Raw genomic sequence first — 26,714 nt, 5'->3', positions numbered from 1 at the left:
ATGTCAGTTATGGAATATCTCACGTACCACCATTGACATGTCATGAGTGGACTGTCACAGTTATCGGCATGACGGACACCACGACCGACTCAACCAATCTGCCCGCCGAAGGGCAGTTCTTCCAGCGTGGTAACTACGCGCCGGTGCCGGATGAACTGACCGAATACGACCTGCCGGTCGAGGGTGCGATCCCGCCCGAACTAGACGGCTGGTACCTGCGCAACGGCCCGAACCCCCGGGAGGCCAACAATCACTGGTTCACCGGCGACGGGATGATTCACGGCGTCCGCATCGAAGACGGTGCGGCCAAGTGGTACCGCAACCGCTGGGTGCGCACCGACAGCTTCGTCGACCCGTTCCCCCTCTACCGCGAGGACGGGACGCGTGACCTGCGGGCCGCTGTCGCCAACACCCACGTGGTCAACCACGCCGGCAAGACGCTGGCTCTGGTGGAGTCCTCGTTCCCGTACGAGATCACCAACGAACTGGAGACGGTGGGCTGCTACGACTTCGGCGGCAAGCTGCAGAACTCGATGACCGCACATCCCAAGATCTGCCCGACCACGGGTGAACTGCATTTCTTCGGATACGGCAGCATCTTCGAGCCCTACGTCACCTATCACCGCGCCGACGCCGATGGTGAGCTGACCGTCAACCGTCCCCTGGACGTCAAGGCGCACACCATGATGCACGACTTCGCGATGACCGCCGAGCACGTGATCTTCATGGATCTGCCGATCGTGTTCAACCTCGACGTCGCGATGCGCGGCGAAGGTGACATGCCGTACCGATGGGACGACGACTACGGCGCCCGGCTCGGAGTGCTGCGGCGCGACGATCCGTTCGGTGAGGTGCGCTGGTTCGAGATCGACCCCTGCTACGTCTTCCATGTCGCCAATGCGCACGAGTCCGCCGATGGGAAATCGATTGTGCTGCAGGCTGTCCGCTACGCGGAACTGTGGCGGGACAACGGCGGATTCGACGCCAACGCGGTGATGTGGAGCTGGACGATCGACCTGCACAACGGCACGGTCAGCGAGCGGCAGCTCGACGACCGCGCGGTGGAGTTCCCGCGGATCGACGACCGGCTGGCCGGTCTGCCGGCCCGCTACGCGGTATCGGTCGGTGACGCCAGCCTGGTCCGCCACGACTTGACGGACGGCAGCGCAGTCGAGCACCGCTTCGGGACCGGACTGGTGCCGGGCGGACCGGGGGAGGCGGTGTTCGTCCCGTCGGCCTCGGGGCCGGCGGACGAAAGCAACGGTTGGTACATCGCGTACGCCTACGACGCCGCCCGCGACGGCAGTGATCTGGTGATCCTCGATGCGTCGGATTTCGCCGGGAAGCCGGTGGCCCGAATCGAGCTGCCGCGCCGAGTCCCGTACGGGTTCCACGGCAACTGGATTCCCGCGTAGCGGTACTCCGCACCCGCCGAGTGCCGCCTGTTGAGAGCATGTAGCCCATGGGCGACTTCAGCGCGCTGCCGGGCACGGCCATCGTCGTCGGCGGCACCGGCGGGATCGGCGCCGAGATCGTCCGGATGCTCGTCGCGCGTGGCTCGCGAGTGGGCTTCACCTACCGCGGCAACGCAAGCAAGGCAGCCGAACTCAGCGCCGAGGGTGCGACAGCTCAGCAACTCGACATCACCGATGCCGGGGCCGTGCGCAGCGTCGTCGACTCGTTCGCCGGTGCAGGCGGCGTGCATACCGTCGTCCACGCCGCGGGAGCGCATGTGCCGATGCGGCACCTCAGCGCCGTCGACCCCGACCGGTTCGATCAGCAGCTGAACACCGACACCGCCGGATTCTTCAACGTCGTCACCGCCGCGCTGCCGCACCTGCGCGCCTCGCGGGGCAGTCTCGTGGCCGTCACCACCGCCGCCACGCGACGCTTCGCGGTCCGCGACGGGCTCTCGGTCGCCCCGAAGGCCGCCATCGAAGCACTGATTCGTGGGATCGCCGCCGAGGAGGGCAGATTCGGAGTGCGCGCCAATTGTGTCGGCCCGGGCATGTTGGTCGACGGCAACGCGCAGCGACTGATCGCCGACGGTGACCTCGACGAGAAGGCGCTCGACGCGGCCCGGCGCAACACCCCGCTGGGCCGCTTCGGCGATGCTGCCGATATCGCCGAAGCGGTGTGCTTCCTGGCCTCGTCGCGCGCCGGGTTCGTCACCGGCCAGAAGCTGGACGTCGACGGCGGTTACGGTGTCTGACCGCGCGGCTGACATCCACGCGATCCGCGACGTGGTCGCCCTGTACTGCCGTGGCATCGATCGGCTCGACTTCGATCTGGTGCGCCAGGCCTACCACGACGACGGCATCGACCATCACACCGGTTTCGACGGAAATGTCGACGAATACCTCTCGTGGGTGACTAAGAGCCTCGAATACCTCTCCGGAACAATGCATTTCATCGGCAACCATCACGTCGACTTCGTCGGCCAGGACACCGCCATCAGCGAGACCTACGTGATGGCAACCCATTGGGGCAGGCCCGGTTCAGGCCCGCGTGCCAATTTCACCACCGGCGCGCGCTACGTCGATCTCATGGAGCGCCGGGCCGGCCGGTGGGCGATCGCGGAGCGCTGGGCAGTGCGGGAGTGGACCCGCCCCGACGCGTTCATCGCCCCCGAACAGCCCGGGCCCCGCGGGACCCGCGACGCTGACGATCCGCTGTCTGTGCTCATGAAACGCTTTGGCCTGTAGGGGTTGCGAGTACCCTCAGCACACCATGGCGGTGAAATGGCTGGACGATCCGGAAGACCACGACTTTGACGCGGCGGCGGACTACTTGAGTATGCTCGCCGAAGACGCCACCGTGACGGCCACCGTGACCGAGCTTCGATCGGCGAAACCGCTGTACCGCAAGGCCAAAGACATTCTTCGGGCGGCCCGGCTTACGGTGCTGCCGGTGGACAACCCGCATGTGAAGTCCGATCTGGCGAAGATCGAGGCGGGCAAGAAGCTCTCCCCGATACTGCTGGTGCGTGGCACCCCGGCCGATGCCATGCAGATCGCCGACGGCTACCACCGGGTCTGCGCCAGCTTCCTCACCGAAGAGAACACCGCGATACCGTGCCGGCTCGTGTCGTGGGTGCACCCGGCGTGAGCTTCGGCTTCTCCACCCTGGCGCTGGTCGCGGTCGTCGGTTTGGCCGGTCCGCTTCTGGCATCGGTGCCGAGGCTGCGCATTCCGGTCGTCATCGGCGAGTTGGCGGTGGGATTGGTCATCGGTCGAACAGGTTTCGGCCTGGTCGACCCCGGTGACAAGACGTTCAGCCTGCTCGCGGACATCGGATTCGCATTGGTGATGTTCGTGGTCGGCACGCATGTGCCGATCCGCGACGCCACTCTGCGCTCCTCGATCCCCAAGGCAATCGGGCGGGCGGTCCTGGTCGGTGCCGTCGCGACCGGTCTGGCGATCGGCCTGGCCGCGGTGTTCCACACCGGCCACGCGGGAGTGTATGCCGTGTTGATGGCGTCGTCGTCGGCTGCGCTGGCCCTGCCGGTCATCCAGCAACTCGGCCTCGGCGGCGCCGCGGTGCAGGCCGTCACCGCGCAGATAGCCATCGCGGACGCGACGTCGATCGTGTTGCTGCCGTTGGTGATCGACCCGGGCCGCGCGTTGGCAGCCGCATCCGGCGCGCTGCTGATCGCATTCTGCGCCGGCCTGGTGTTCCTCGGCCTCTGGTTGTCTGACCGCCCCGGTTGGCGCAGACGGCTGCATCACTTCTCCGAGCGCAACAACTTCGCCCTGGAGTTGCGCATCAGCCTTCTCGTGCTCTTTTCGCTTGCCGCGCTCGCGATCACCACTCACGTCTCGATCATGTTGGCCGGCTTCGCTCTGGGCCTGGCGGTCAAGGCGGCTGGTGAACCGAGGCGGTTGGCCCGCCAGCTGTTCGGCATCACCGAGGGTCTGTTCAGCCCGCTGTTTTTCGTCTGGCTCGGCGCCTCGCTGCAGGTGCGGGAACTCGGCGACCGCCCGGCCTACATCCTGCTGGGGGTTGGCCTCGGCGTCGGTGCGGTGCTGGCGCACTGCGTCGGACGGCTGACCGGGCAGCCCCTGGCGCTGGCCGCGCTGGCCGCGGCTCAGCTCGGAGTGCCGGTTGCGGCGGCCACTCTCGGCACGCAGAACCATCTGCTGACTGCGGGGGAACCTTCGGCGCTGATGCTCGGCGCGCTGCTGACCATCGGTGTCACCTCGATAGCCAGCGTGATCGCGGCTCGACGGCACCGGGCGCAGCCACCGGCGCCAGCTGGATAGCGGCACGACGTGTGCCGGTTGTCCGGTTGGGGTAGCCGACGTCTATGACCGCATCAAACGCCACCGAAACACACCCCGAGAAGGCGCCGCGGGCTCGGCTCTGGATCAACTGGTTGCTGGCGCTGTCCACTCTCGTGGGTGCGGGCGTCGTCCAGTTGTTCGCCATGGGCGCGGTGATGGGCACCGCTGCGTGCAGCAATCCCAATTGCCCGAAGCCGAGTGGCTTCGTCTACGGGCTGCTCACCTACGGCGCGCCGGTGATCGCGGTCCTGGCTGTCGTCATCACCATCTTCACGGCGAAACATCCACGCGGCTGGGTGGTTCCCGTCGTCGCGTGGGTGCTGTTGATCGTCGACATCGCCATCCTTTCCGCTACGTTTTCCTAGCCCGGAAGGTGGTCGGGCTCGGCGCTGATGCTGATCGGCGTTCGCGCGCGCTAGCTGGGCGGTACGAACCCGTCGGTGCGGGGTGGGGGCGCCGGCGGTAGGGGCCCCGGCGGGGAGCCGGTCGGATATGACGGCGGCCCAGCAGGATATGACGGCGGCGGCCCGGCTGGATATTGCGGTGCAGGGTCCGGCGGGCGGAGCCGGGCCAGCTCGCGGCGATGCCGCTCGGCGAGCACCGCGGCCAGAACGTATTGCGGGGGTGTGCCCGGCGGCGGCGGAGGTGAAATGCGGCCTACCACGTCGACGGCGATGCGGTAGGCCATATCGTCACGCACGTAGGGATCCAATTCGGGTGCACGAGACAGGAATTGGCGTGCCAACTCAGCCTGATCAGGGCCGAGCGCAGAGAGTTCCAACGAGGCAGCCCACCACGCTAGCGACGGAGGCATCACGGGCGGGGGAGGCATCTTCGGGCCGCGTTCACTGATCACAACGGTGCCGGCGAAGACGTCGCCGATGCGTTTGCCCCGCGGCGAGACCAGGCTGCAGATCACCGCGGGTCCACCCATGAACATCCAGATCTCCACGAAACCTGCCAGCGCCCGAAACAGCGCCTGGCGGAAGCGTTCCGGGCCACCGTCGTCGGACACCACCCGAAGACCCATCGCGATCTTGCCGAGTGTCCTTCCCCGCGTGGCGGTCTCGAAGACGACGGGATAACCGACCATCACCAGCACCGTGAAGATGATCAGAACCGCTGCGGACAGCGCCTCGTCGAACTGGGTGATCGTGGTGGCCCACAGCAGCACACCGATGATGTAGCCGACCAGGATGACCGCGATGTCGATCAGAGCGCCGACGGCACGCACCGGCAGCTGGGCGATCTGGACATCGAGGACGACGGCGTCCCCGGTCACCACGGTCTCGGGCACCATAACGGTCCACGGTACTAGTGTCGCTCCTGTGGACGTCGACGCATTCGTGCTGGCCCACCAGGACACCTGGACCCGGCTCGAGCAGCTGGTCAAGCGGCGCCGTCGCCTTTCCGGGCCGGAGGTGGACGAACTCGTCGAGCTCTACCAGCGGGTCTCGACGCATCTGTCGATGGTGCGTTCGGCCTCGTCGGACTCGGTTCTGGCGGGGCGGCTCTCCAGCCTGGTGGCCCGGGCCCGTGCGGCCGTCACCGGCGCGCACGCCCCGATGTGGCACGAGTTCGCCCGGTTCTGGACGGTGTCGTTCCCGGTCGTTGCCTACCGAGCGTGGCGCTGGTGGCTGGCGACGGCCGTCGCGTTCTTCGCGGTGGCGACGGTCATCGGGATCTGGGTGGGCGGCAGCCCGGAGGTGCAGTCGGCGCTGAGCACACCGCAGGAGATCGACCACCTGATCAACCACGACTTCGCCTCGTACTACAGCGAGAACCCGGCAGGCTCGTTCGCGTTGCGAGTGTGGGTGAACAACTCCTGGGTGGCCGCGCAATGCATCGGGTTTGCGATCCTGTTGGGCATCCCGATCCCGTGGGTGATCTTCCAGAACGCGGCCAATCTCGGTGTGGTCGGCGGGTTGATGATCCACGCGGGTAAGGCCGACGTGTTGTTCGGGTTGCTCGTTCCGCACGGGCTGCTGGAGCTGACGGCGGTCTTCCTGGCCGGTGCGGTCGGCATGCGACTGGGGTGGACGGTCATCTCCCCGGGCGACCGGCCACGCGGACAGGCGCTCGCCGAGCAAGGCCGTGCGGTGGTCGCGGCGGCGGTAGGGCTCGCCGGGGTGCTGCTGGTGTCGGGGCTGATCGAGGCGCTGGTGACGCCGTCGCCGCTGCCCACCTTCATCCGAATCGGCATCGGCGTGGCCGCCGAGGCCGGCTTCCTGGCGTATGTCGTCCACTTCGGCCGCAAAGCGAGCCGCGCCGGAGAAACCGGCGATGTCGCGGACGCCCCCGACATGGTGCCGACGGGCTGACCTACAAGCGGCCGGTGGCCTTCATCGACAGGTAGCGGTCAGCCAGGGCCGGCGCGAGATCCTCCGGCGACGCATCGACGACCTCGACACCGCTGTGCCGCAGTCGGCCGGCGATGCTGCGACGGTCGTTGCGGGCCCGCTCGGCGGCCGCCGCGTCGTACACCTGGGCGGCATCGGCGCGACCGGCAGCCAGCTCGTCGACCCGCGGATCCGATACCGCGGCAACGATCACCTGATGTTTGGCCGACAACCGCGGGAGCACCGGCAGCAGCCCCTCGTCGAGCGCCGAGGAATTCAGATCGGTCAGCAGCACCACCAGCGCCCGTCGGCGCACCCGGCGCTGGACGGCGGCCACCATCGCGGTCGCATCCGATTCGATCAGCGCCGGCTCGAGCGGTGCCATCGCCTCCACCAGATGGGCCAGCAGCTCGGTGCGGGAGGCGCCGAAGACGGCTGCGCGAGTGAGCCGGTCGTGCGCCAGGAAGTCGACGTGGTCGCCGGCGCGCGATGCCAGCGCGCCCAGCAGAAGAGCGGCGTCCATCGACCAGTCCAGCCGCGGCCAGCCGCCCGGGTCTCGTGCGGTGGGATCGACACCGACGCGACCCGCCGACGTGCGGCCGGTGTCGAGCACGATGACCACCCGCCGGTCGCGCTCGGGCCGCCAGGTGCGGACCACCACGTCGGCGCGGCGGGCCGTGGCGCGCCAGTCGATCGATCGGACGTCGTCACCGACGACATATTCGCGCAGCGAATCGAATTCGGTGCCCTGGCCGCGGATCAGCACCGGCAACAGCCCGTCGATCTCCCGCAGCCGGGCCAGCCTCGAGGGTAGATGCTTGCGCGACAGGAACGGCGGCAGGATCCGCACCTGCCCGGCGACGGGATGGGAGCGCTGCCGTCCGGCGACACCGAGTGGCCCGATCGATCGGACGGTGACTACCTCCGACCGCAGGTCGCCGCGGCGAACCGGATGTAAAAGAGTTGTGACAGTGCCGGTTTCGGACGGTTGCAGCGACAGTGCATGCGCGCGGGGTTCGGCGCAGGCGCTGGGCGGCCAGGCATCCCGCACCGCACCGCGGAAGCGGCGGCGCCCCGCGTTGTGAAGGTGGACCACAGCGTCCACCGTCTGCCCCAACCGCGCCGTGGTATCGGGCTCGCGGGTCAGGCGCAGTGCCCGCGGACTGCCGGCCAGCGTCATGTCGACCGCCACGATGAGCAGCAACACCAGCAGCGCCACGACGAAAGTTGTTGCCGGCCAGGGCGACAGCGTGATGGGAAGGGCGCCCAGCAGAGCGATCAGGCCGGCGCGTCCGGTGAGGATCACTAGCGCGGCACCGGCACCGCGGCCAGGATGCCGTCCAGCACGCCGTCGGGGGTGGCTCCTTCGAGTTCGGCTTCGGGGCGCAGGGCGATACGGTGGCGCAGCGTCGGCCTGGCCATCGCCTTGACGTCGTCGGGGGTCACGTAACCGCGCCCGGACAACCATGCCCAGGACCGTGCGGTGCCCAACAGGGCGGTCGCACCACGCGGTGACACACCCAGCTGCAGCGACGGCGAATTGCGGGTGGCGCCAACGATATCGACGATGTAGGCCAGCACCTCGTCGGCGATCAGCACCCGCTTCACCGCCTCGCGGCCCGCGGCCAGTTCGGCGGTGCCGGCCACCGGGCGGATGGCGCTCAGGTCGCGCGGATCGAATCCGTTCGCATGCCGGGACAGGATTGCGATCTCCTGATCACGCGGCGGCAGCGGGACGTTCAGCTTCAGCAGGAACCGGTCGAGCTGCGCCTCGGGCAACTGATAGGTGCCTTCGTATTCGATCGGGTTCTGGGTGGCGGCCACGATGAACGGGTCCGGCAGTGGACGGGGCTCACCGTCGACGCTGACCTGACGTTCTTCCATCGCCTCCAGCAGGGCCGCTTGGGTTTTCGGTGGGGTCCGGTTGATCTCGTCGGCCAGCATGAGGTTGGTGAAAACCGGACCTTCGTGAAACACGAACGCCGCGGTCTTGGCGTCATACACCAGCGACCCGGTGACATCGCCCGGCATCAGGTCCGGCGTGAACTGCACCCGTTTGAAGTCCAGCTGCAAAGCGGCCGACATCGCCCGCACCAGCAGCGTCTTCGCCACACCCGGAACACCTTCCAGGAGAACGTGTCCGCGGCACAACAGGGCGATCACCAGCCCGCTCACCACGGCGTCCTGACCGACGACGGCTTTGGCGATCTCGCCGCGCAGGGCAAGCAGAGCGCTGCGCGCCGCGTCGTGCTCGGCGATGGGGGAAGAAGGCTGGGCAAAGTTCGTCACGACGTCGTGACCTGCCTTTCGATGTCGTCGAGTGAGTGGGCTAGTTGAAGCAGATCGGTATCGGTCGACGGGGGCGGTCCGTACAGCAGATGCTGCACGGTGTTTGGATCCCCGGCGTAGCGCTGCGCGACCGCGGATGTCACCGCCGCAGGAGAGGCGTTGGGGCCCAGACCGAGTCGCGGTGCCAGTCGCTGTAGCGTCGCGGTACGCAGGGCTTCGGCGGCTTGTCCGCGGGCTCGGCGGGACCGATAGAGCCGGGCGCGACCCTCCACCGTTTCAGACGCCCGCACCACCACCGGCAGTTTCTCGGCGACCAGCGGTCCCAACCGGCGACCCTGCCATACGGCCAGCAGCACCACCACCAGGCACAGCTGCCACACCAGCCAGTTGACTGCGTCGGGCATCAGATCGGTGAGCGACGAGCCTTGTGCCCCTTCTCCTTCCGGCTTCTGCGGGGCATACCAGATGAGTCGTGGCCGGTCACCGGCCAGATTCATCGCCAGCGCCGCGTTGCCCTCGCTGAGCAGGCCACCGTTGGTCATGAAGTCCGCGCTGCCGACCACGGTGACGGTGCGTCCGCCGTCCTGGTAGCGCACCACCGCGCCGCCGTAGCAGCGGGTCACATCGACGTCGCCCGCCTTCTCATAGGTGTCGGTGGCGCCCAATTGCACGGTCCCGGCGCGGGTTGCCTCGCGCAGATCGCAATCGGGTTCAGAGGTCAGCAGGCTGGCACCGCCGAGACGGATGTCGGCGGCCAGCGCCTGCCGCGCCCGCGAGGTGGGTTCGAGCACCAGCCGGTCACCGGGGACGTCCGCCAGCCGGGTCAGCAGATCCTCGCCCCGGGTGTTGTACGTCTCAGCTGCGAGCAGCAGGGTGTCCGGGCGGGCGGCATTCTCGACATCGGCCACGGTGTCGGCGACCACGACGTCGACACCGCGGTCGCGCAGCAGCGCGACCAGGGCATGTGCGCCGTCGGGGCCGGTGGAGTCCGGATCCATCCGGCCGCCCGGGCGCGGCGCGGTGAGGAACGCACTGACCGCCGCGATCGCCGAGATCACGATCAGCGCCACGGCAATCCAGCGTCCGGTGCGCCACCGCTGGCCGAGGGTGGCGCTCACCGCAGCGGGGCCCAGGTGTCGGTGACGACCGGAGCATCGCCTTCGGAACCGACCGGGCCGGCGTGTCGGCGCAGGGCTTCGTCGAGGGCGGCGACCATCCGATAGTCAGGTTCGGTGCCGGGCTGCTCGCCGTAGGTGACATCGTTGAACACCGTTGCCGCCCGGCGTAACTCGCCACCGAAGTCCGGGAGCAGCTGGCCGGCATCCGCTGCGAGCTCGTTGGCGGTGCGGCCCGGGACCGAGTTGAGCAGCCCGGTCTCCTCGAGGTGGCGGGCCACGGCGCGAAGCCGGTGCCGGATGGCCGCAGCCCAGTTAGCTTGCGCCGCATACGCCTGCGCGGTGGCCCGGTGTTCGGCCGAACTGAGTTCGCGGGTGCCGAACAGACCAGCGTCACCACCCCGGTTGGTGCGCATCGTCCGCTTGGCGATGCGCACCGCGACGATGAACGCCACCAGCACCACGATCGCCAGCACCGCGATGGTCAGCCACCCGCCGGGAATGGACGCGCCCTTGGCGATCACCCGGTACAGCAGTTCCTGAAGCCACTCGTTGAGCCGGTCGGTCAACGATTCCTTCGGGTAGATCGGTTTGGCCAGCTCACGCTGAGCCGCGTCGTGAGCGGTCTCCCGGTCGATGTCGATGACAGGCATGGTGATCGGCGCGTCAGCGCCCGGGTGTGAGCCACAGATCGTCGGCGGCCGCGGTGTCCGCGGGCGCCGCGGTGGCACCGGTCTGCAGCACCAGATCGAACGCCTCCGCGCGGATGCGGGTGTCGGTGTACAGCAGCACCGTCACACCCGCGGTGAACGGCGCGACGATGATCTGTGCGATCGCACCTCCGACGGCGGTCAACGTCGTGGCGAGGATGATCGGGCCCGACGAGTCCGCTCCGAGAAGAAACACCTGCCCGGCGATGCTGAACGGAACGGCGACCGCTCCGGCGATGACCCCGGCCACCACCGACGCCAGCAGCCGGATGCCGAATATGCGCCAGAAGTGGTTGCGCACCAAGCCGAACGAGCGCCGGATGGATCCCATGATCGATTTACGCTCGAGCACGACTGCGGCCGGCGCGAACGAGAGCGCCGTGTAGAGGTAGACCAGCGCAGAGATCAACCCGAGCACCAGCGGAATGCCGACGATCACCGCAGCGGTGCCGTTGCCGGCCACCGCAACACCGACGATGACCGCCACGACCACCCCGACCAACACCACGACGGCGAGGACTTCGATGGCGCTGAAGCCGATCAGTGCCCACAGCCTGCCGCGGAGGCGCTGCCACGCCTCGCCGACGGTGATCTTGGTGCCGAAGACCGCTCGGCCCACCACGACGGTGAGCATGCCGGACAGCAGAATTCCGGCCAGGGCTGTGGTCAGCCCGCTGGTCACACTCGACGCCGCGGAACCCACCAACGCCGGCGTGGACAGCTCCTCGCCGGTTTGCGTGCCCACCTTGCCCATCGAGAGCAGCGGGCCCAGCTGCAGGATCAGCGCCAAGGCTTGAGTGATCACCACGACGACCGTCGTCAGGCCCAGCGTGGCCTTCGGGTTGGCTCGGATGTAGCCGACCGCGCCGTTGAAGATGTCGCTGAGCGACAGCGGCCGCAGCGGGATGATGCCCGGTTTGGCCGCCATGGGCAGCTGCGGTCCGTAGCCGGGCGGCGGGAATCCCGGTGGCCCGTAGCCCGGTGGTGGGTAACCCGGCGGGGGATATCCGGGCGGCGGATATCCCGGTGGCCCGTAGCCCGGTGGTGGGTAGCCCGGCGGGGGATAACCCGGCGGTGGGTAGCCCGGCGGGGGATATCCGGGCCCAGGGAAGGGCGGTTGACCAGGCCATCCCGGCGGCGGTCCCGGGGGTCCGGCAGGCGGTACCGTCACCGGCGAACGTCCCCGACGTCATAGCTCATCAGCCCATCCTGTCGAGCGGTGGAGTATTTCTCAACGTCCTCCCATGTCCTCCCCATCCCGGCGCGTAGCGTTTGCGCCATGGCGGAGCTCAAGGACCGACTGAGATCGGACCTCACCGAGGCGATGAAGACCCAGGACAAGTTGCGTACCGCGACGCTGCGGCTGCTGCTCGCGGCGATCCAGACCGAGGAGGTCTCCGGCAAGCAGGCGCGAGATCTCTCCGACGAGGAGGTGCTGAAGGTCCTGGCGAGGGAGTCCAAGAAGCGCAGCGAGTCCGCCGAGATCTACACCCAGAACGGACGCGGCGAGCTGGCCGCAGAGGAACACGCCGAGGCCCGGATCATCGACGAGTACCTGCCGACTCCGCTGACCGACGCCGAGGTGGCCGATGTGGCCGACACCGCGATCGCCCAGGTGGCCGAGGAAATCGGTGAGCGCCCGTCGACCAAGCAGATGGGTTTGGTGATGAAGGCGGCCAACGCGATCGCCGCGGGCAAGGCCGACGGTTCGCGGTTGTCCGCCGCGGTCAAAGCGCGCTTGTAGGTCGCTGGTCGTTTCGGTCTCCGACGGCGGGGTACTCGTCGCGCATGACGCGCTTCGGATACACCCTGATGACCGAGCAGAGCGGGCCCAAAGACCTTGTGCGCTACGCTGTTTCGGCCGAACAAGCAGGCTTCGACTTCGAAGTCTCCAGTGACCACTTCTCGCCCTGGCTGACCTCCCAAGGCCACGCCCCCAATGCCTGGACGACGCTGGGGGCGGTCGCACACGCGACCGACCGGGTGGCGCTCTACACCTACGTCACATGCCCGACGATGCGCTATCACCCCGCCGTTGTCGCGCAGCAGGCCGCCACCCTGCAGATCCTGGCCGACGGGCGATTCACCCTCGGCCTGGGTTCCGGCGAGAACCTCAACGAGCACGTCGTCGGCAAGGGGTGGCCGACGATCCAGCGCCGTCAGGACATGCTCAAAGAAGCGATCGTCGTCATCCGCGAGCTGTTGAGCGGCGAGCTCGTCGACCACAAGGGCGAGTACTTCGAAGTCGATTCGGCACGGATATGGGACGTCCCCGACGAACCGGTCACCATCGGTGTCGCGATGTCGGGCGAGCGATCGGTGGAATCCTTCGCGGCCGTCAGTGACCACCTGATCGCCGTGGAACCCGACGGCAAACTGGTCGACGCCTGGCACGGTGCGCGCCAGGCCACCGGTCTGGCCGGTGGCGGCCGGGTCATCGGGCAGATCCCGGTGTGCTGGGATCCCGACCGCGATGCCGCGATCCAGCGGGCGCACGACCAGTTCCGCTGGTTCGGCGGCGGCTGGGATGTCAACGCCGACCTACCGACCCCGGCCGGATTCGCGGGCGCCACGCAGTTCGTCAGGCCGCAGGACGTCGCTGACAGCATTCCGTGCGGACCTGACCTGGACGCCATCGTCGAAGCGGTGAGGGCGTACTGGGAGGCCGGATTCACCGATATCGCACTCGTGCAGATCGGTGATGAGGGGCAGGACGAATTCCTGGCGAAGGCGGCCGAACCGTTGTTGGCCAAACTGCGGGATGCCGCCAACTGATCGCAAATCCCTTATTCCACGAGGCGTTTGGCACCGAACCGGCGGGGTAACCGGGCCAGACCCACAACGTAGAAGGGGGACGGATGTTCATCCACAACAAAGACCTTCAATTCGAGGTGCGGGTCAATCAGCCTGATCCGCGTTTCGCCAGACTGCTGCAGGAACAATTCGGCGGCGCCAACGGCGAATTGAAGGCAGCCATGCAGTACTTCACCCAGGCCTTCATCCTGCGCGGTAAGAACCCGAAGATGTACGACCTGTTCATGGACATCGCCACCGAGGAACTGAGCCACCTCGAGATGGTCGGGTCGATGATCACCATGCTGCTCGATGGACTCAATGATGATCTGAAAGTTGCTCACGAGCAATGTGATTGGATGCCGGCGATCGCCAGCGCGGACGGTCGCGAGTCGGTGATTCACCAGGTTGCGGTGAATCCCCTGTATTTTGCGCTCACGGGAGGCGGCCCCGACGTCAGCAACTCCCAGGGCGTGCCGTGGAGCGGCGCCTACGTGAATTCCAACGGTGATCCCTCAGTGGATCTTCGGAGTAATCTCGCCGCCGAATCGCGCGCCAAGATCGTCTATGAGTACCTCAAGCAGTTCACCGACGACCCCGGCGTTCAGGACACGCTGACGTTCCTGATGACCCGGGAAGTCGCGCACTACCAGCAGTTCACCGCGGCCATCAACGACCTGCCGGTCAACTTTCCGCCCGGGCATCTGGCCGGCGACGACAGATTCCAGAACGTCGCCTTCAATATGTCCAACGGGGACGGCGACGTCCGGGGCCCGTGGAATCAGGGCCAGGGTCCGTGGCCGGAGGGTATGGAATGGGAGTACGTCGCGAATCCGGCCGAGCAATGGCTCGGTGGGGACACGCGGAAGAACAAGGGCGAGCAGCGCAGCCCGGGTGGCACGCCCAACGTGGACAGCGAGAAGCCGTTCACCCATGAACAGCGCGTCGCCACAAGCTGATTGAGTGAATCGACAAAGCCGGCCCCGGTGATCCGGGGCCGGCTTTGTTGTTCATTGCGTCAGTGACTCTGAGGATCCGGCGGGTTGTCGGCCGCGCGGCCGCTCACGGCGTCACGGGCATGGTCGACGATCGCTGCCGCGGTACCCATCGTCTGCTGGACAAGCGCGCTGGGCGGAGTATCGGGGTGCGGACGGGTCGGCGCGATTTTCTTTGCCACCGCCAACTTTTGACCGAGCTGTTCGAGTTCGGCGTGGCCGACAGCAGAGTGCAGGAGCGGCCACACCTGGTCCTGTTCGAAGGCGATGTGCTCGCGTCCGGCCTTGATGAACTCCGCCAAGGCATCGTGAAAGTCGGGCTCACCGGGCTTACCGTCCTCAAGTCGCTGTAGAAGCTTCTTACCTTCTTGCTCCTGGGCGATCGCCGTGTCGGCCAGTTCGTCACCGTTGTCGAGAGCTTTACGCACAAGCGGCCAGAACAGCTGCTCTTCGATCGCCTCGTGTTGCGACTCGGCGATTACCAGGTTCGTCACCATCGTGCCCAGACCGCTCTGCACGGCACCGCTGCCTGCGGGCGCGCCGTCGAGCACCTCGAACATGCCCAGTACGCTCTCGTGGTCGGCTCGCAGAAAACTCAACGCATCCATGTATTTCCCCTCGTAATCGGCAGTGTGGTGGCGTGATACCCCCCACCAATGGGTTGAAACGAATGGCGCCGGGTAATCCCGGTGGTCATGACCGACCCCACCTCGGATGAGGAAGACCACGCCGACTACACCGACGATCACCAGGACGAGCCACGCGGCGGCAGGCCCGGTCCCGCGGACAAGGGCGGCCAGGGTGGCATGGCCACCCGCGAAGTGGCCCCTGACGTTGCCGACTTGCCCGACCAGGAGCCGCCAGATTAGGACTCGGCGTCGCGTCCTTCGCGGCTGCTGCGGTAGGCCAAAGCCCGGAAGTTCCGCAACCACTCCGGCCAGACCTGAACATCGGGTGCGCTGTGGCGGACCGGGTCGAAGGAGACGTCATGCTCGGAGTGCGCGGTCAACGGCACCACCTCGGTGAGCCGCAGGGTCGCCATCGGCTCGAATTCGCTGTTTCCACGTGCTTGCTCAACGTCGAATTCGAGGCCGTCGCCGTTGATTCGTTGGTGCACGGCCTGCAGTGACAATCCTGAGCCGCCGACCGGTGTGGCGAGGCGAGCGCGGATCCACCACAGCTCGCCTTCGTATCGCAGCGGCAACAGGCTCGAGTACACGGCCTCGGACCATGACGTCACCGCACGCAGCGCGACCCGGTTGGGCACGAAGGAGCCCGATCCGAAACCCGCCGACACCAGCAGAACATCCCACGGGGTGGCCGCGAACGGGGCAGGCGGCATCCGCCAGGCCAGCCCCGCGGCATCCGGTAGAGCACCGGGTGTGCCGACCGCTTTGGAGATGCGCCCGACGATGTTGCCGGATTCGACCGGAAGACCTTCATGTGGTGGCGACAACCGCTCGATCGCGCCGTTGGCCAACACGCCGCTGGGATGGAAGAGGCGACGCTGCCGCAGCGCGGCTCCGGCGGCGATGGGCAGGGCTGCTAGATCGGAAGCTTTCACACCGAACGCCTTCCCTGTCGTCGAGGCGGGCAAACCATCAGCGGGTTTAACGCCCACGTAATCGGGCATGTATCTCGCAGCGCGGTGAGAAAACACGGGCGCGATCGACTGTCGAAAGGCCAATGTTGACCATTCTCTACCCCGACGTTCAAAGTTCGATTGCAGCTGTTCCCGGCGTGTATGCGCCGCAACATGATTCGCAATTGCTCATCGAAGCCATGACTCTCACCGGCGCCGTGACCGGGCGCCGTGTCGTTGATCTCTGCACGGGAAGCGGTGTGATCGCGATCGCGGCCGCACAATTGGGAGCTCGCAGTGTCACCGCATTCGACATCTGCCCCAAAGCAGTTCGATGTGCGGCCGACAACGCCGAACTGGCCGGCGTCGGAGTCGACACGCGGCTGGGTACCTGGGGCGATGCCCTTGCAGCGGGTCCCTTCGACCTCGTCGTTTCCAATCCGCCTTATGTGCCAACGAGTCCCGATGCCCACCTCGAGGAAATCTCTTGCGAAGTGGGTCCGTCGACGGCCTGGAATGCCGGCGTCGACGGTCGCCAGGTGCTGAATCCGCTGTGTGACTCGGCTGCCGAACTGCTCAGCGAAAGCGGAATGATGCTGATCGTGCAGTCGGAGTTCTCGGACACCGAGCAGTCGTTGAGCCGCTTGCGCGGCGCCGGGTTGGACGCGGACGTTGTTCTCCGCCAGATCATTCCGTTCGGGCCGGTGCTGAGCGCCCGGGCGTCCTGGATGGAGAAGATCGGTATGCTTCCTGCAGGCAGGCGGCAGGAGGAGATCGTGGTGATCCGCGCGGAAAAGCGGTGAGCGACGACGCGCCCCGGGTGGTCCGGATCGTCAGCGGCGGCCCCATGATGGTGCAGGGGCCGGTGCGGATCGAGATGCCCGACGGCTCCGTCGTCGAGTCCGACCGCTTCATGGTCGCTATCTGTATGTGTAAGCGCAGCAAGACTTATCCGCTGTGCGATACCAGTCATCGCCGTCGCCGGCGTACCGGCGACGGCGAATCGTCAGCTGGTCAGCGGCCGGCGTAGCGAGCTACGGCCATTGGTCCAGCACCGCATCAGGTGATCGGCGAGTCGGTCTTCCACCATCAGGTGGGCCCGGATCCCGAAGATGACGTCCCGGTCCAGTGCCGGCTCTCGGGTCACCAGATCGCCGACGACGTCGGTGCGAACCACCTGCTCATGAACGGCGTCGGCCTCCACATGCTCGCGGTAGAACCGCGCGCATGGCTCGGGCGCACCCATGCGCTCCATGGCGTCGACCAGTCGGCGTGACCCTGGCGACGAGGTGATCTCGGTGGAGGCGAAGTGTCCGATGGCGGCGCCCCGGTACGCACGGTGCAGGCCGAACATCGACATCAGGTTCACCACGGCCAGCGCCTCGGCGGGCACCGCATCGATGTAGGCGAGGTAGGTCGCGTCCAGTTCGGCAGCCACCATCAGGTCGGCGAAGAGCTGCTGGTGTACGTGATCGCTTCTGCCGCCGCCGAATTCATCGAACTCGATGGCCACGAACGCGGCCTTGGCCAGGCCGGTCAACCGGGGGATGGCCCACGCGTGCGGGTCGCCCTCCTTGAGGTGATAGAGCGAGCGATGCACGAAGTACTCCTGCATCTGCTCCCAGGTGCCCTCGCTGCGCAGGAAGTAGGACGGGCCGGTGCCGTCGACGGGTTCGATCGTCAGCTTCGCCATCTCGGCCTCAGCCGTGTCCTCGGCGCTGATGTCGCCGACATCACGCTGAACAGCACTCAGGAAAGTCTCTTCGAGTTGGGCGCGCAGATGCAGCAATCCCGGGTTCCACTCCCAGCCCGGGTCGACGCCGGCGAAGCCGCGGTAGTGCAGTTCATAGCAGACGTAGAGCGCGAGCTGGACGTCGATGCCGTAGGGATCCGAGTCATGCAGCGATGCTTCGATCGGCTGCAGATGATTGCGAGGCGCACGCTTGGTCAGAAGCTCGAGGACAGCCATGGACACGGGGCCACGAGCTTCGGGCAGGCGCGGCTCTACAAGGATGGGGGCAAGCGTCACCCAAAGCTTGTCCCCACACGGGCGAGGAGCTAAACCCCGTCTGTCACTTTAGTTGCGGTTTTACTTGTGCGAGCAAGCGGAATTAGAGCGTCGGGGTCGGTGACGCTGACGAGTAACGACCGCAGGGTGGTCGGCACTCCGACCACCCGGGCCTGAGCCGGGGGAATGTCGGCCGAGAAACCCCAGCCCATCGACACGTGCAAAGTGCCGGCGGCGATCGACACGTCGCAGCGGCCGGGGCCGAGGCCCAGCGGAGCAGCCAGTGGCCGGTACCACCGATCGAAACTGATTTCCGTCATGGGGGGACGATAATCGTCGTCCCAACACCGAAGGGCTCAGATCAAATGGACGCAGACGTCATCGTGATCGGCGCCGGCCTGGCCGGTCTGGTCGCCACCCACGAGCTGACCAGCCGCGGTAAGAAGGTGCTGCTGCTCGACCAGGAGAACAAGGCCAACCTCGGCGGTCAGGCGTTCTGGTCGTTCGGTGGGTTGTTCTTGGTCGACACTCCCGAGCAGCGCAGGCTGGGTGTCAAGGACAGCGTCGAACTCGCCTGGGGTGACTGGTCCGGCAGTGCGCAGTTCGACCGGGTCGACGACGAGGACAGCTGGGCGGTGCGGTGGGCCCGCGCCTATGTCGACTTCGCTGCCGGGGAAAAGCGGTCCTGGCTGCTCGGGCACGGCATCAAATTCCTGCCGACCGTTGGCTGGGCCGAGCGGGGTGACCTGCGTGCCGACGGGCACGGCAACTCGGTGCCACGCTTCCACGTCGCCTGGGGCACCGGCACCGGCGTGGTCGAGCCGTTCGTCAACTCCGCGCTGGCCGCCGCCGAGCGCGTCCTGGTGACCTTCCGGCACCGGCACCGGGTCGACGAACTGGTGATCGCAGATGGGGCCGCGGCCGGCGTGCGGGGAACGGTGCTGGCCCCCGACGATTCCCCGCGCGGCGCACCGTCGAACCGGGACCGCTTGGGGGACTTCGAATTCCAGGCTCAGGCGGTGATCGTCACCACCGGTGGCATCGGCGGGAACCACGACATCGTCCGGCGCTACTGGCCGCAGCGGATGGGCACACCGCCCACCTCGATGATCACCGGCGTGCCGGCCTACGTCGACGGACGGATGCTCGACATCGCCGCCGGCTCCGGGGTGCGCCTGGTCAACCGGGACCGGATGTGGCACTACACCGAAGGTGTCCAGAACTGGGATCCGATCTGGCCGAAGCATGCCATCCGGATCCTGCCGGGACCGTCGTCGATGTGGTTCGACGCACTGGGCCGGCGGCTGCCCCAGCCGTACCTGCCCGGCTACGACACCCTCGGCACGCTGCGCTATCTGCGCACCACCCCGGAGATCGCCGGGTACGACCACAGCTGGTTCATCCTGACTCAGAAGATGATCGAGCGGGAGTTCGCCCTGTCGGGCTCCGAGCAGAACCCCGACATCACCAGCAAGGACCGCGCGGGTTTCCTCAAGGAGCGGTTGTTCAGCAAGGGTGCGCCGGCGCCGGTTGAGGCCTTCAAGCGCAACGGAGCGGACTTCGCGGTGGCCGACGGTCTCGACGAACTTGTGGCGAAGATGAACGCGCTGACCGACGACCCGTTGCTGGATGCCGGGCTGATTCGCCGACAGATCGAGGCGCGCGATCTGCAGATGGCGAATCCGTACTCCAAAGACGCTCAGATACAAGGTATTCGCAACTCTCGCCGCTACATCGGGGACCGCATCGGTAGGACCGCGGCGCCGCATCGGATTCTCGATCCGGCTGCGGGGCCGCTGATCGGGGTGAAGCTGCACATTCTGACCCGAAAAACGCTCGGCGGGATTCAGACCGATCTGTCGTCGCGAGCGATGGGAATGGACGGCAGGCCGATCGACGGTCTGTATGCGGCTGGGGAGGTTGCCGGGTTCGGTGGCGGTGGCGTGCACGGCTACAACGCGCTGGAGGGAACGTTCCTCGGAGGCTGCCTGTTTTCCGGTCGCGCCGCGGGTAGGGCGGCCGCAGCGGCACTGTGAGCCTCGGGCTATGACGGCGCTCAGCTACCTGAACTGAGGCTTTGCCGCGTTGCTGGCCGGATTTTCATTAGCTTAGAAAATCGTAAGTGTCGGTTTGTCGCCCGGCCCGATACTATGGCGCCATCAGGAAGGGGGCCCATATGAGCCTTCGTCATACATCGCTTCAGGCGGTGGCTGCGACGTCGTTGTCGCTAGGGGCGTTGTTTGCGGCGGGGGGAACGGGCGCTGCCGCCCCCAGTGCGCCGACCGATCAGGGGTCGGATCTGCAGACGTACCTCGACAGCTTGACGAGCACGTATAACAACACCATCGGTCGGTCGGTGGACGAGGCCCGTCAGACGGCCCAGGACCAGGCCGCGCAAAATGTCGGGCTCGCCATCGGGGTACCGATCGCCAATGGTGCGATCGGTGGTACTACCGCTGTGGCCGGCAGTGTGGGCTCGGCGCTGGTGTTCTCCGCATTCCAGAATGGAAACCCGCTCGCGGCCTTGACTGGCGCGGCGGTTCCGGCGGCGGCTGCGGTTCCGGCGGCGGCTGCCGTTCCGGCGGTAGCCGCAGTTCCGGCGGCAGCTACGCTGCCGGCAGCTCCGGTCCTGCCTCCGCCTCCGGCGGCCCCCGCGCTGCCACCGCCGCCCGCGGTTGCCGCATTGCCGGCGGCTCCGGTGTTGCCTCCGCCTCCGGCGGCTCCCGCGCTGCCACCGCCGCCGGCGCTCGGCCCGCTGCCTCCGCCGCCCGCGATCGGACCGCCGCCGCTGCCGCCGCCGCCCGCGCTGCCGCCGCCGCCGTGGATTCCGTTCCTGCCGGGCTCGCCACCGCTGCCCGGCCCGCCCCCGCTGCCTCCGCCGCCGGGGTTACCGCCGCCGCCGTTCTGACGCGTAGCCGTTGAGGTTGGGCCGTACGCCGCATCACTTGGCACGTCGATAAATCGCTTTGCGACCACGGCGCTCCTGCTACGTTCGGCCTACCACAGCGTCGTCGGGAGGTCGGGCCATGGCAGCAGGCGTGTTCGTCGGACGAATCGGTGGGCTTGCCGCTGCCCTCGGGGTGGGTGCGGGCATAGCGCTTGCTGCTCAGGGCGTCGCGTGGGCGGACACCGGATCCACGTCGAACGGGCACCCGTCGGCGGCGTCGTCGACCAAGAACGCCTCAGCCGGCTCCGCGTCCAGCGCGCGACAGAAGCCTCGTCCGGCGACGAAATCGCAAGCACTGTCCGTGGTTTCGAATCCGGTGCGGATTACGCCCACAGACCCCGCGCCCAAGGCCCCCAACGTCGTGGCGGTCGCACTCTCGGTTCTCGGCGCCACCCGGCGTGAAAGCCAGGACACGGTATCGGCTGCGTATACGACGGTAAAGCCAGCTGCCACAACGTCTTTGGTGGTCAAACCCGCCAACGATGCCGTCGCACATGCATCGTCGGCCAGAGTGACCGCGAAGGCAGCGGCGCTGCCCGCTGAGGCGCCGCCCGTCGACGAGAGTCTGTACAGCGGTCCGCCGCCCACGATTTTCCAGCGCGCGGTGGTCGCCGGCCTTCGCGCCATCAATTTCGTGACCAAGACCTTCAATCTGCCCTTCAGTCTGAGCGGAACCAGCGCGCAGATTCCGTTCTTCACCGACGGCAAGCCGGACTTCTTCCTGCTGTCCGGGATCACGGCGCAGAAGACGGAATACGAAGGCATGGCGGTGTGGACGCTCACCCCGCGCGATCCGAGCGGACAGTACGTGGTGGCCATCCACGGTGGCTCGTTCATCGGCCAGATCAGCATCTTCCACTGGTGGACCTACACCGACATGGCCCGCGACACGCACGCCACGATCGTGGTCCCGCTGTATACCCTTGCGCCCGTTGGCACTGCGGCAACCGACATCCCGGTGATGGCCGACTTCATCGGCGCGCAGATCGCCGCGCACGGCGCGGACAATGTGAGCGTGATGGGCGACTCGGCCGGTGGCACCATAGCGTTGGCCGCGCTGCAGGAGATCGTCAAGCGCAACGGCACCCAGCCGCATCGCCTCGTACTGATGGCCCCGGCGCTCGATCTCAGCGACACGTTCCCCAATCCGGTGGACGACCCGCTGCTGGGCAATCCCCACGACGGGCACGACAACAACCTTCTGACGTGGGCGGGCGATCTCGCCGCGAACGATCCCGTCGTCAGCCCTATCTTCGGCTCGCTGGCCGGACTGCCGCCGACCACGGTCTACTCGAGCTCACGCGATCTGCTGACCCAGCAGGCGCTGCGGTTGCGTGACAAGGCGACGGCGGCCGGCGCGGACTTCACGTTCGTGTTGCGAAAGGGCCAGTTCCACGACTGGACGATCTTCGCGCCGCTGCCGGACGCCTACCGGGAGCGGGCCGGGATCTATCAATCGCTGGGCCTGTAGTTTCCGACGAGCGGTGCGTCAGACCAGCAGCGAACCGCCCTCCACCGTGATGACGGTGCCGGTGCCGAACGTCTGCTCCATGCAGTAGACGTAGGCGAGCACCGCGTCGTCCACCTCACCGATGCGACCCAATGGAATCCGTTGCGCCTCTTGGTCGAAGAGCGCGGTTCGATCGGCCTGCGCCATCTCATCCCACAGCGGGGTGCGGATCATCCCCGGTGCGACCGCGTTGACCCGGACCGGGGCGAGTTCGACCGCGAGCGCGGTGGTCAATGCGTTCATCGCTCCGCACAGACTGGATGGGAGCGGCCCGTAGCCGGGGTTCCACGCTGCCGTGCCACTGGTCAAGGTGATCGAGCCGCCACTGCGCAGTCGAGGGCCGAATACCCGCGCCGCGCTCAAAGCACCGACGAACCGAGTTTGCAGGAAGCCGTTGACGACCGCCGGCGTGAGGTCTGCGAGCGGAAGCAATTCGAGTGATTCGCCCGCCGTGTACACCAGATGGTCAAGGTCGCCGACATCGGCGGCGAGCCGGTCGAGGGCCGAGGGGTCCGTGAGGTCGACGGTGGCCCCGCGCGCTCCGTCGGGCAATTCGGCCAGCGCACGGTCGACGCCGGCTTGATGGCGAGACGCGACATAAGGGGTGCCGCCGCGGTCGGCCACGGCATGTGCCACGCCGAGGCCGATACCGGAGGTGCCGCCGATGACGAGGACGTTGGTGTTCTTCAGGCTCATGACTCAACGGTCCGCCGCGCGACTGCGCACGTCCAAGACTCTCTTCGTCGCCGGGCGATACCCTCGGGGTATGAGCGGTCCCGACCTGGACATGCGCAAGCTCCGGTACTTCGTCGCGGTGGCCGAGGAACTGAACTTCGGGCGTGCCGCCCGCCGGTTGCACATCGCCCAGCCGGTGCTTTCTCGTCAGATTCGGGCCTTCGAGGACGAACTCGGCGTCCGACTGCTGATCCGTGACACCCGAGGTACCACACTCACTGATGCGGGCAGCCAATTGCTGCAGGACGCGCGCTTCTTGCTGTCAGAGTCAAAGGCATTGCAGGACAGGCTCACTCGAGCTGCGAGTAGCACCCGAGTCGTCAGGGTCGGTGTGATGCCGGGCCTGTTGGCGACCGCGGCCGTGCGGAGCTTCGCAGCGGCAAACCCGGCCCACCGTGCGGAGGTGGTCCCGATTGGTTGGGCCGCACAGCTCGAATCGGTGCGTAACCGCACTCTCGACGTGGTCTACGCCCGCGAGCCCATCGACCACCGCGGGCTCGGGGCTGCGGCGCTCCTCGAGGAACCGCGCGACGCGCTGCTGCCCGCCGACGACCCCCTTGCCCGCCGTCGGTCGGTGCGGCTCTCCGAGCTGGCCTCGTACCGCCCTCTGCAGGATCCGGCCCTGATACCGGAGTGGTGCGCCCTCGCGATGCCCGAGCACCGCCGCGCTGCTCACCGCATTGCGTCCACCATGGAGGAGAAACTCGAACGCGTCGCCGCACACGAAGGATTCGCGATCCTCCCGCGGTCGGCGACAGCGTTCTACCGGCGGCCTGACGTGTGCGTCGTCCCCATCGAGGATCTCGCACCCGCTGGCGTCACGCTGATCTGGGATGCTGCTGTCGCCGATCCGGTCCGCGACGCGTTTGTGACCGCCGCTCTGGCATGCGCGGGTGAGACGGTCTGACCCGCCTACGCCGTTTACGCAAGAGGCCCTGACCGGCAAACCCGGATCAGGGCCACTAGCTGCATCAACTGGAGTCGGGGTGGCGGGATTCGAACCCACGACCTCTTCGTCCCGAACGAAGCGCGCTACCAAGCTGCGCCACACCCCGCGTGAAGCCTCGACAGCGTATCGCACGCGACCGGTGAGAAGCCAAACGGCTTGTCGAGCCTTCGGGGAAGTTCACGGCGTGTCGCGGGATGGATCTGACTTGTCGGTGGCGTTATGGAAACTGACGGCGACACAAATGCGCCGAGCAGCGAAAGGTGGGGCGGATGATGACCGCTTTGGGGGCCGTGGTGTACGGGGGTTTCTTCCTGCTCGCAGCGCTGTGGCTGGTGGTGACCGGTGATTACGACGTCGTCGACGAGCCGGACCAGACCCAGCCGCAGGAGCGTTCGAACTCGGCCAGCGCATCCGCGTGCTCGCCGGGATTGAGGTTGTGACCCGCTAACCAGTCGGCGTCGTAGTAGGTGTCGGCATAGCGGTCGCCGCTGTCGGCGATCAGGGTGACCACCGAACCACCGACCCCGGCTGCGACCATCTCGGCCAGCAGGCCGAACGCGCCCCAGACGTTCGTTCCCGTCGACGGACCGACGCGACGTCCCAAGACCCGCGACACGTGGTGGGCCGCCGCGACCGACGCGGCGTCGGGAACACACACCATCCGGTCGACGATCTCCGGCAGGAACGACGGCTCAACCCGCGGGCGGCCGATGCCCTCGATCCGGGACGGCGCTGCGGTGACGACGTCATGGCCGTGCGCGTAGGACGGGAAAAACGCCGAGTTCTCCGGGTCCACCACGCACAACTTCGTTTCGTGGCGTCGATACCGGACATAGCGCCCGATCGTGGCGCTGGTGCCCCCGGTGCCGGCGCCCACCACGATCCACGTCGGAATCGGATGGCGTTCGGCACTCATCTGGTCGTAGATCGACTCGGCGATGTTGTTGTTGCCCCGCCAGTCGGTGGCCCGCTCGGCGTTGGTGAACTGGTCCAGGTAGTGGCCGCCGGTCTCCTCGGCGATCCGCTGGGCCTCCGTGTATACCTCGCCGGGTTCGTCGACGAAATGACAACGCCCGCCTTGCGCCTCGATCAACTTCACTTTCGACGCGCTCGTCGAGGCGGTCATCACGGCGACGAACGGCAGCCCCAACAACGCGGCGAAGTACGCCTCGGACACCGCCGTCGATCCCGAGGACGCCTCGACCACGGTGGTGTGTTCGCCGATCCACCCATTGCACAGCCCGTACAGAAACAGCGACCGGGCCAGCCGGTGTTTGAGGCTGCCGGTGATGTGCGTCGATTCATCCTTGAGATAGAGCGCGATGTCCACGCCACCGCTCCACGACGCCGGCAGCGGGTACCGCAGCAGGTGGGTGTCGGCGCTGCGCCGGCTGTCAGCCTCGATCAGGCGGATTGCGTTGTCCACCCAGCCGCGGGGCCGGGTGTGGGCGGCGATCGACGTCATCGCCGGCTGAGATAGCAGGTGGCGCTCACCGCACCGAGGCGGTGGGGCTGGAACGCACGACGCTTCGCGTCTCGTCACGCCCGCCGGTCGGCGCGGCCACCAAGGTCAGCAACGTGGCCTCGGGGCGGCAGCAGAACCGGTACGGCGCGAACGGCGATGTGCCGATGCCCGCCGACACGTGCAGCGCGGTATCGGCGCCCCACCGGGAGGCACCCTTGACTCGGGACCGGTCCAGATCGCAGTTGGTGACCAGCGCGCCGTAGAAGGGCAGGCACACCTGCCCGCCGTGGGTGTGGCCGGCCATGATCAGCTGATAGCCGTCGGCGGCGAAGCGGTCCAGCACGCGGGTGTAGGGCGCGTGCGCGACGCCGAGCGTCAGGTTGGCCGAAGGTGACGGCGGACCGGCGATGGTGTCGTAGCGATCCCGGCCCAGATGCGGATCGTCGACGCCGGCCGCGGCGATGGTCAGCCCGGCCACCTCGAAGTCGCGGCGGTTGTGGGTCAGATCCAGCCAGCCACGCTCGGTGAACGCCGCCCGCAGGTCCTGCCACGGCAGCGGCTTGCCGTGGATACGACCGTTGCTGTCGTACAGGTACCGTGCGGGATTCTTGAACTTCGGGGCGAAGTAGTCGTTGCTGCCGAACACGAAGACACCCGGCACCGACAGCAGGTCTCCGACCGCCTGGACCACCGCGGGCACCGCCTTGGGATGAGACAGGTTGTCGCCGGTATTGACCACCAGGTCGGGCTCCCAGCGGGCCAACTCACGCAGCCAGGCCTGCTTGTGCCGTTGAGCCGGACGCATATGGATATCGCTGAGGTGCAGCACCCGCAACGGGGTGGACCCCGGCGACAGCACCGGCATGGTCACCTCGCGCACCACGAACGCGTTGCGTTCGATCACCGTGGCATAGCCGACCGCAAGCGCGGCCGAGCCGGCGGCCACGAGGGCGGACGACTTCAGAGCGGACGGCACAGCCATACGCGCAAGAAT

Annotated in this window: 30 protein-coding genes and 1 tRNA gene; 17 read left to right on the top strand and 14 right to left on the bottom strand. The window is 67.4% G+C overall.

The genetic code is table 11. The features are described from left to right. The first annotated feature begins 68 nt into the window (after nucleotides 1–68). Genes BST42_RS19010 through BST42_RS18985 form a run of 6 tightly spaced genes read left to right on the top strand, consistent with a single transcriptional unit; the run spans nucleotide 69 to nucleotide 4,648 of the window. On the top strand, nucleotides 69–1,415 hold the full coding sequence (locus BST42_RS19010; RefSeq protein ID WP_083120863.1) for a carotenoid oxygenase family protein: 1,347 nt from the start codon (nucleotides 69–71) through the stop codon (nucleotides 1,413–1,415). Nucleotides 1,416–1,462: 47 nt separating this feature from the next. Then, on the top strand, nucleotides 1,463–2,212 hold the full coding sequence (locus tag BST42_RS19005) for an SDR family NAD(P)-dependent oxidoreductase (protein ID WP_083120862.1): 750 nt from the start codon (nucleotides 1,463–1,465) through the stop codon (nucleotides 2,210–2,212). Beyond that, a complete protein-coding gene (locus tag BST42_RS19000) occupies nucleotides 2,205–2,705 on the top strand; it encodes a nuclear transport factor 2 family protein (protein WP_237159505.1) in 501 nt (166 codons plus the stop codon). The genes BST42_RS19005 and BST42_RS19000 overlap by 8 nt, the downstream gene beginning before the upstream one ends. Before the next feature lie 25 nt (nucleotides 2,706–2,730). Beyond that, a complete protein-coding gene (locus BST42_RS18995) occupies nucleotides 2,731–3,108 on the top strand; it encodes a hypothetical protein (protein ID WP_083120860.1) in 378 nt (125 codons plus the stop codon). Continuing rightward, nucleotides 3,090–4,262, top strand: coding sequence for a cation:proton antiporter (locus tag BST42_RS18990; protein ID WP_237159504.1), 1,173 nt, complete (start codon nucleotides 3,090–3,092; stop codon nucleotides 4,260–4,262). Before BST42_RS18995 ends, BST42_RS18990 begins: the two co-directional genes overlap by 19 nt. Nucleotides 4,263–4,306: 44 nt before the next feature. Beyond that, nucleotides 4,307–4,648 carry a hypothetical protein gene (locus BST42_RS18985; protein ID WP_237159503.1) on the top strand — a complete coding sequence of 114 codons (342 nt, stop codon included), beginning with the start codon at nucleotides 4,307–4,309 and terminating at the stop codon, nucleotides 4,646–4,648. Nucleotides 4,649–4,698: 50 nt separating this feature from the next. Here BST42_RS18985 and BST42_RS18980 read toward each other — a convergent pair whose 3' ends face one another. Continuing rightward, on the bottom strand, nucleotides 4,699–5,583 hold the full coding sequence (locus BST42_RS18980) for an RDD family protein (protein ID WP_083120859.1): 885 nt from the start codon (nucleotides 5,581–5,583) through the stop codon (nucleotides 4,699–4,701). Between the two features lie 28 nt (nucleotides 5,584–5,611). Here BST42_RS18980 and BST42_RS18975 point away from each other — a divergent pair, with 28 nt between their 5' ends. Then, nucleotides 5,612–6,604: a stage II sporulation protein M gene (locus BST42_RS18975; RefSeq protein ID WP_083120858.1), complete on the top strand. Its 993-nt coding sequence runs from the start codon at nucleotides 5,612–5,614 to the stop codon at nucleotides 6,602–6,604. Between the two features lies 1 nt (nucleotide 6,605). On the opposite strand, the gene BST42_RS18970 is transcribed toward BST42_RS18975, so the two are convergent. From BST42_RS18970 to BST42_RS18950, 5 genes are read right to left on the bottom strand one after another with little or no spacing between them, the layout of a single operon-like run. Further along, nucleotides 6,606–7,928 (bottom strand): DUF58 domain-containing protein, encoded by a 1,323-nt coding sequence (locus tag BST42_RS18970; protein ID WP_083120857.1) that lies wholly within the window; start codon nucleotides 7,926–7,928, stop codon nucleotides 6,606–6,608. After that, complete coding sequence (locus tag BST42_RS18965) at nucleotides 7,928–8,911, bottom strand: AAA family ATPase (RefSeq protein WP_083120856.1); 984 nt, start codon at nucleotides 8,909–8,911, stop codon at nucleotides 7,928–7,930. The genes BST42_RS18970 and BST42_RS18965 overlap by 1 nt, the downstream gene beginning before the upstream one ends. After that, complete coding sequence (locus BST42_RS18960; RefSeq protein WP_083120855.1) at nucleotides 8,908–10,029, bottom strand: DUF4350 domain-containing protein; 1,122 nt, start codon at nucleotides 10,027–10,029, stop codon at nucleotides 8,908–8,910. The genes BST42_RS18965 and BST42_RS18960 overlap by 4 nt, the downstream gene beginning before the upstream one ends. Next, nucleotides 10,026–10,679, bottom strand: coding sequence for a DUF4129 domain-containing protein (locus BST42_RS18955; RefSeq protein WP_083120950.1), 654 nt, complete (start codon nucleotides 10,677–10,679; stop codon nucleotides 10,026–10,028). Before BST42_RS18955 ends, BST42_RS18960 begins: the two co-directional genes overlap by 4 nt. Nucleotides 10,680–10,692: 13 nt before the next feature. Continuing rightward, entirely contained in the window at nucleotides 10,693–11,907 is a 1,215-nt protein-coding gene (locus BST42_RS18950; RefSeq protein ID WP_083120854.1) for a DUF7847 domain-containing protein, read from the bottom strand. Nucleotides 11,908–12,015: 108 nt separating this feature from the next. Between BST42_RS18950 and BST42_RS18945 the strand changes: the two genes are divergently transcribed. The 3 genes from BST42_RS18945 (at nucleotide 12,016) to BST42_RS18935 (ending at nucleotide 14,488) form a co-directional block, all read left to right on the top strand. Beyond that, the gene (locus tag BST42_RS18945) at nucleotides 12,016–12,480 is read left to right on the top strand and encodes a GatB/YqeY domain-containing protein (RefSeq protein WP_083120853.1); all 465 of its coding nucleotides are present in this window, start codon (nucleotides 12,016–12,018) and stop codon (nucleotides 12,478–12,480) included. A 44-nt stretch (nucleotides 12,481–12,524) separates the two neighbouring features. Continuing rightward, a complete protein-coding gene (locus tag BST42_RS18940) occupies nucleotides 12,525–13,511 on the top strand; it encodes an LLM class F420-dependent oxidoreductase (protein ID WP_083120852.1) in 987 nt (328 codons plus the stop codon). An 83-nt stretch (nucleotides 13,512–13,594) separates the two neighbouring features. After that, nucleotides 13,595–14,488 carry a manganese catalase family protein gene (locus tag BST42_RS18935; RefSeq protein WP_083120851.1) on the top strand — a complete coding sequence of 298 codons (894 nt, stop codon included), beginning with the start codon at nucleotides 13,595–13,597 and terminating at the stop codon, nucleotides 14,486–14,488. Between the two features lie 59 nt (nucleotides 14,489–14,547). On the opposite strand, the gene BST42_RS18930 is transcribed toward BST42_RS18935, so the two are convergent. After that, a complete protein-coding gene (locus tag BST42_RS18930) occupies nucleotides 14,548–15,132 on the bottom strand; it encodes a hemerythrin domain-containing protein (RefSeq protein WP_083120850.1) in 585 nt (194 codons plus the stop codon). Between the two features lie 87 nt (nucleotides 15,133–15,219). Here BST42_RS18930 and BST42_RS29670 point away from each other — a divergent pair, with 87 nt between their 5' ends. After that, complete coding sequence (locus BST42_RS29670) at nucleotides 15,220–15,393, top strand: hypothetical protein (RefSeq protein WP_165760877.1); 174 nt, start codon at nucleotides 15,220–15,222, stop codon at nucleotides 15,391–15,393. On the opposite strand, the gene BST42_RS18920 is transcribed toward BST42_RS29670, so the two are convergent. Next, a complete protein-coding gene (locus BST42_RS18920) occupies nucleotides 15,390–16,088 on the bottom strand; it encodes a phosphodiesterase (protein WP_110918672.1) in 699 nt (232 codons plus the stop codon). The genes BST42_RS29670 and BST42_RS18920 overlap by 4 nt on opposite strands. Nucleotides 16,089–16,213: 125 nt before the next feature. On the opposite strand from BST42_RS18920, the gene BST42_RS18915 reads away from it, so the two are divergent. Both BST42_RS18915 and BST42_RS18910 read left to right on the top strand, forming a co-directional pair. Next, nucleotides 16,214–16,909 (top strand): HemK2/MTQ2 family protein methyltransferase, encoded by a 696-nt coding sequence (locus BST42_RS18915; RefSeq protein ID WP_083120949.1) that lies wholly within the window; start codon nucleotides 16,214–16,216, stop codon nucleotides 16,907–16,909. After that, nucleotides 16,906–17,136, top strand: a complete 231-nt coding sequence (locus tag BST42_RS18910) for a CDGSH iron-sulfur domain-containing protein (RefSeq protein WP_207569532.1) — start codon at nucleotides 16,906–16,908, stop codon at nucleotides 17,134–17,136. Before BST42_RS18915 ends, BST42_RS18910 begins: the two co-directional genes overlap by 4 nt. Here BST42_RS18910 and BST42_RS18905 read toward each other — a convergent pair. Both BST42_RS18905 and BST42_RS18900 read right to left on the bottom strand, forming a co-directional pair. After that, nucleotides 17,113–18,135, bottom strand: a complete 1,023-nt coding sequence (locus BST42_RS18905) for an iron-containing redox enzyme family protein (protein ID WP_083120847.1) — start codon at nucleotides 18,133–18,135, stop codon at nucleotides 17,113–17,115. The genes BST42_RS18910 and BST42_RS18905 overlap by 24 nt on opposite strands. Nucleotides 18,136–18,164: 29 nt before the next feature. Continuing rightward, nucleotides 18,165–18,434: a hypothetical protein gene (locus BST42_RS18900; RefSeq protein ID WP_083120846.1), complete on the bottom strand. Its 270-nt coding sequence runs from the start codon at nucleotides 18,432–18,434 to the stop codon at nucleotides 18,165–18,167. 45 nt (nucleotides 18,435–18,479) lie between these two features. Here BST42_RS18900 and BST42_RS18895 point away from each other — a divergent pair, with 45 nt between their 5' ends. From BST42_RS18895 to BST42_RS18885, 3 genes are all read left to right on the top strand, one after another. Further along, nucleotides 18,480–20,150: an FAD-binding dehydrogenase gene (locus BST42_RS18895; protein WP_083120845.1), complete on the top strand. Its 1,671-nt coding sequence runs from the start codon at nucleotides 18,480–18,482 to the stop codon at nucleotides 20,148–20,150. 140 nt (nucleotides 20,151–20,290) lie between these two features. Continuing rightward, nucleotides 20,291–21,022, top strand: coding sequence for a hypothetical protein (locus BST42_RS29910; RefSeq protein ID WP_207569531.1), 732 nt, complete (start codon nucleotides 20,291–20,293; stop codon nucleotides 21,020–21,022). A 118-nt stretch (nucleotides 21,023–21,140) separates the two neighbouring features. Further along, on the top strand, nucleotides 21,141–22,532 hold the full coding sequence (locus BST42_RS18885; protein WP_083120843.1) for an alpha/beta hydrolase: 1,392 nt from the start codon (nucleotides 21,141–21,143) through the stop codon (nucleotides 22,530–22,532). Nucleotides 22,533–22,550: 18 nt separating this feature from the next. Here the strand turns inward: BST42_RS18885 and BST42_RS18880 are convergent, their stop codons facing one another. Then, entirely contained in the window at nucleotides 22,551–23,267 is a 717-nt protein-coding gene (locus BST42_RS18880) for an SDR family oxidoreductase (RefSeq protein ID WP_083120842.1), read from the bottom strand. 70 nt (nucleotides 23,268–23,337) lie between these two features. Between BST42_RS18880 and BST42_RS18875 the strand changes: the two genes are divergently transcribed. Then, nucleotides 23,338–24,213: a LysR family transcriptional regulator gene (locus BST42_RS18875; protein WP_083120841.1), complete on the top strand. Its 876-nt coding sequence runs from the start codon at nucleotides 23,338–23,340 to the stop codon at nucleotides 24,211–24,213. Between the two features lie 74 nt (nucleotides 24,214–24,287). Here BST42_RS18875 and BST42_RS18870 read toward each other — a convergent pair. The 3 genes from BST42_RS18870 to BST42_RS18860 form a co-directional block, all read right to left on the bottom strand. After that, nucleotides 24,288–24,361, bottom strand: a tRNA-Pro gene (locus BST42_RS18870). Nucleotides 24,362–24,601: 240 nt separating this feature from the next. Next, on the bottom strand, nucleotides 24,602–25,720 hold the full coding sequence (gene cds1 / locus BST42_RS18865) for an L-cysteine desulfhydrase Cds1 (RefSeq protein ID WP_083120840.1): 1,119 nt from the start codon (nucleotides 25,718–25,720) through the stop codon (nucleotides 24,602–24,604). A 25-nt stretch (nucleotides 25,721–25,745) separates the two neighbouring features. Then, on the bottom strand, nucleotides 25,746–26,702 hold the full coding sequence (locus BST42_RS18860) for a metallophosphoesterase (RefSeq protein ID WP_083120839.1): 957 nt from the start codon (nucleotides 26,700–26,702) through the stop codon (nucleotides 25,746–25,748). Nucleotides 26,703–26,714: the final 12 nt, after the last annotated feature.

This window comes from Mycolicibacterium rhodesiae (genome assembly GCF_002086695.1).
Taxonomy (GTDB): Bacteria; Actinomycetota; Actinomycetes; order Mycobacteriales; family Mycobacteriaceae; genus Mycobacterium; species Mycobacterium rhodesiae.
This window is presented reverse-complemented; position numbering and strand designations above follow the sequence as displayed.

Coding starts and splice junctions, on each gene's coding strand:
- BST42_RS19010 (WP_083120863.1), top strand. CDS start 69: ATGACGGACACCACGACCGACTCAACCAATCTGCCCGCCGAAGGGCAG.
- BST42_RS19005 (WP_083120862.1), top strand. CDS start 1,463: ATGGGCGACTTCAGCGCGCTGCCGGGCACGGCCATCGTCGTCGGCGGC.
- BST42_RS18995 (WP_083120860.1), top strand. CDS start 2,731: ATGGCGGTGAAATGGCTGGACGATCCGGAAGACCACGACTTTGACGCG.
- BST42_RS18985 (WP_237159503.1), top strand. CDS start 4,307: ATGACCGCATCAAACGCCACCGAAACACACCCCGAGAAGGCGCCGCGG.
- BST42_RS18980 (WP_083120859.1), bottom strand. CDS start 5,583: ATGGTGCCCGAGACCGTGGTGACCGGGGACGCCGTCGTCCTCGATGTC.
- BST42_RS18955 (WP_083120950.1), bottom strand. CDS start 10,679: ATGCCTGTCATCGACATCGACCGGGAGACCGCTCACGACGCGGCTCAG.
- BST42_RS18945 (WP_083120853.1), top strand. CDS start 12,016: ATGGCGGAGCTCAAGGACCGACTGAGATCGGACCTCACCGAGGCGATG.
- BST42_RS18940 (WP_083120852.1), top strand. CDS start 12,525: ATGACGCGCTTCGGATACACCCTGATGACCGAGCAGAGCGGGCCCAAA.
- BST42_RS18935 (WP_083120851.1), top strand. CDS start 13,595: ATGTTCATCCACAACAAAGACCTTCAATTCGAGGTGCGGGTCAATCAG.
- BST42_RS18930 (WP_083120850.1), bottom strand. CDS start 15,132: ATGGATGCGTTGAGTTTTCTGCGAGCCGACCACGAGAGCGTACTGGGC.
- BST42_RS29670 (WP_165760877.1), top strand. CDS start 15,220: ATGACCGACCCCACCTCGGATGAGGAAGACCACGCCGACTACACCGAC.
- BST42_RS18900 (WP_083120846.1), bottom strand. CDS start 18,434: ATGACGGAAATCAGTTTCGATCGGTGGTACCGGCCACTGGCTGCTCCG.
- BST42_RS18895 (WP_083120845.1), top strand. CDS start 18,480: ATGGACGCAGACGTCATCGTGATCGGCGCCGGCCTGGCCGGTCTGGTC.
- BST42_RS29910 (WP_207569531.1), top strand. CDS start 20,291: ATGAGCCTTCGTCATACATCGCTTCAGGCGGTGGCTGCGACGTCGTTG.
- BST42_RS18885 (WP_083120843.1), top strand. CDS start 21,141: ATGGCAGCAGGCGTGTTCGTCGGACGAATCGGTGGGCTTGCCGCTGCC.
- BST42_RS18880 (WP_083120842.1), bottom strand. CDS start 23,267: ATGAGCCTGAAGAACACCAACGTCCTCGTCATCGGCGGCACCTCCGGT.
- BST42_RS18875 (WP_083120841.1), top strand. CDS start 23,338: ATGAGCGGTCCCGACCTGGACATGCGCAAGCTCCGGTACTTCGTCGCG.
- cds1 (WP_083120840.1), bottom strand. CDS start 25,720: ATGACGTCGATCGCCGCCCACACCCGGCCCCGCGGCTGGGTGGACAAC.
- BST42_RS18860 (WP_083120839.1), bottom strand. CDS start 26,702: ATGGCTGTGCCGTCCGCTCTGAAGTCGTCCGCCCTCGTGGCCGCCGGC.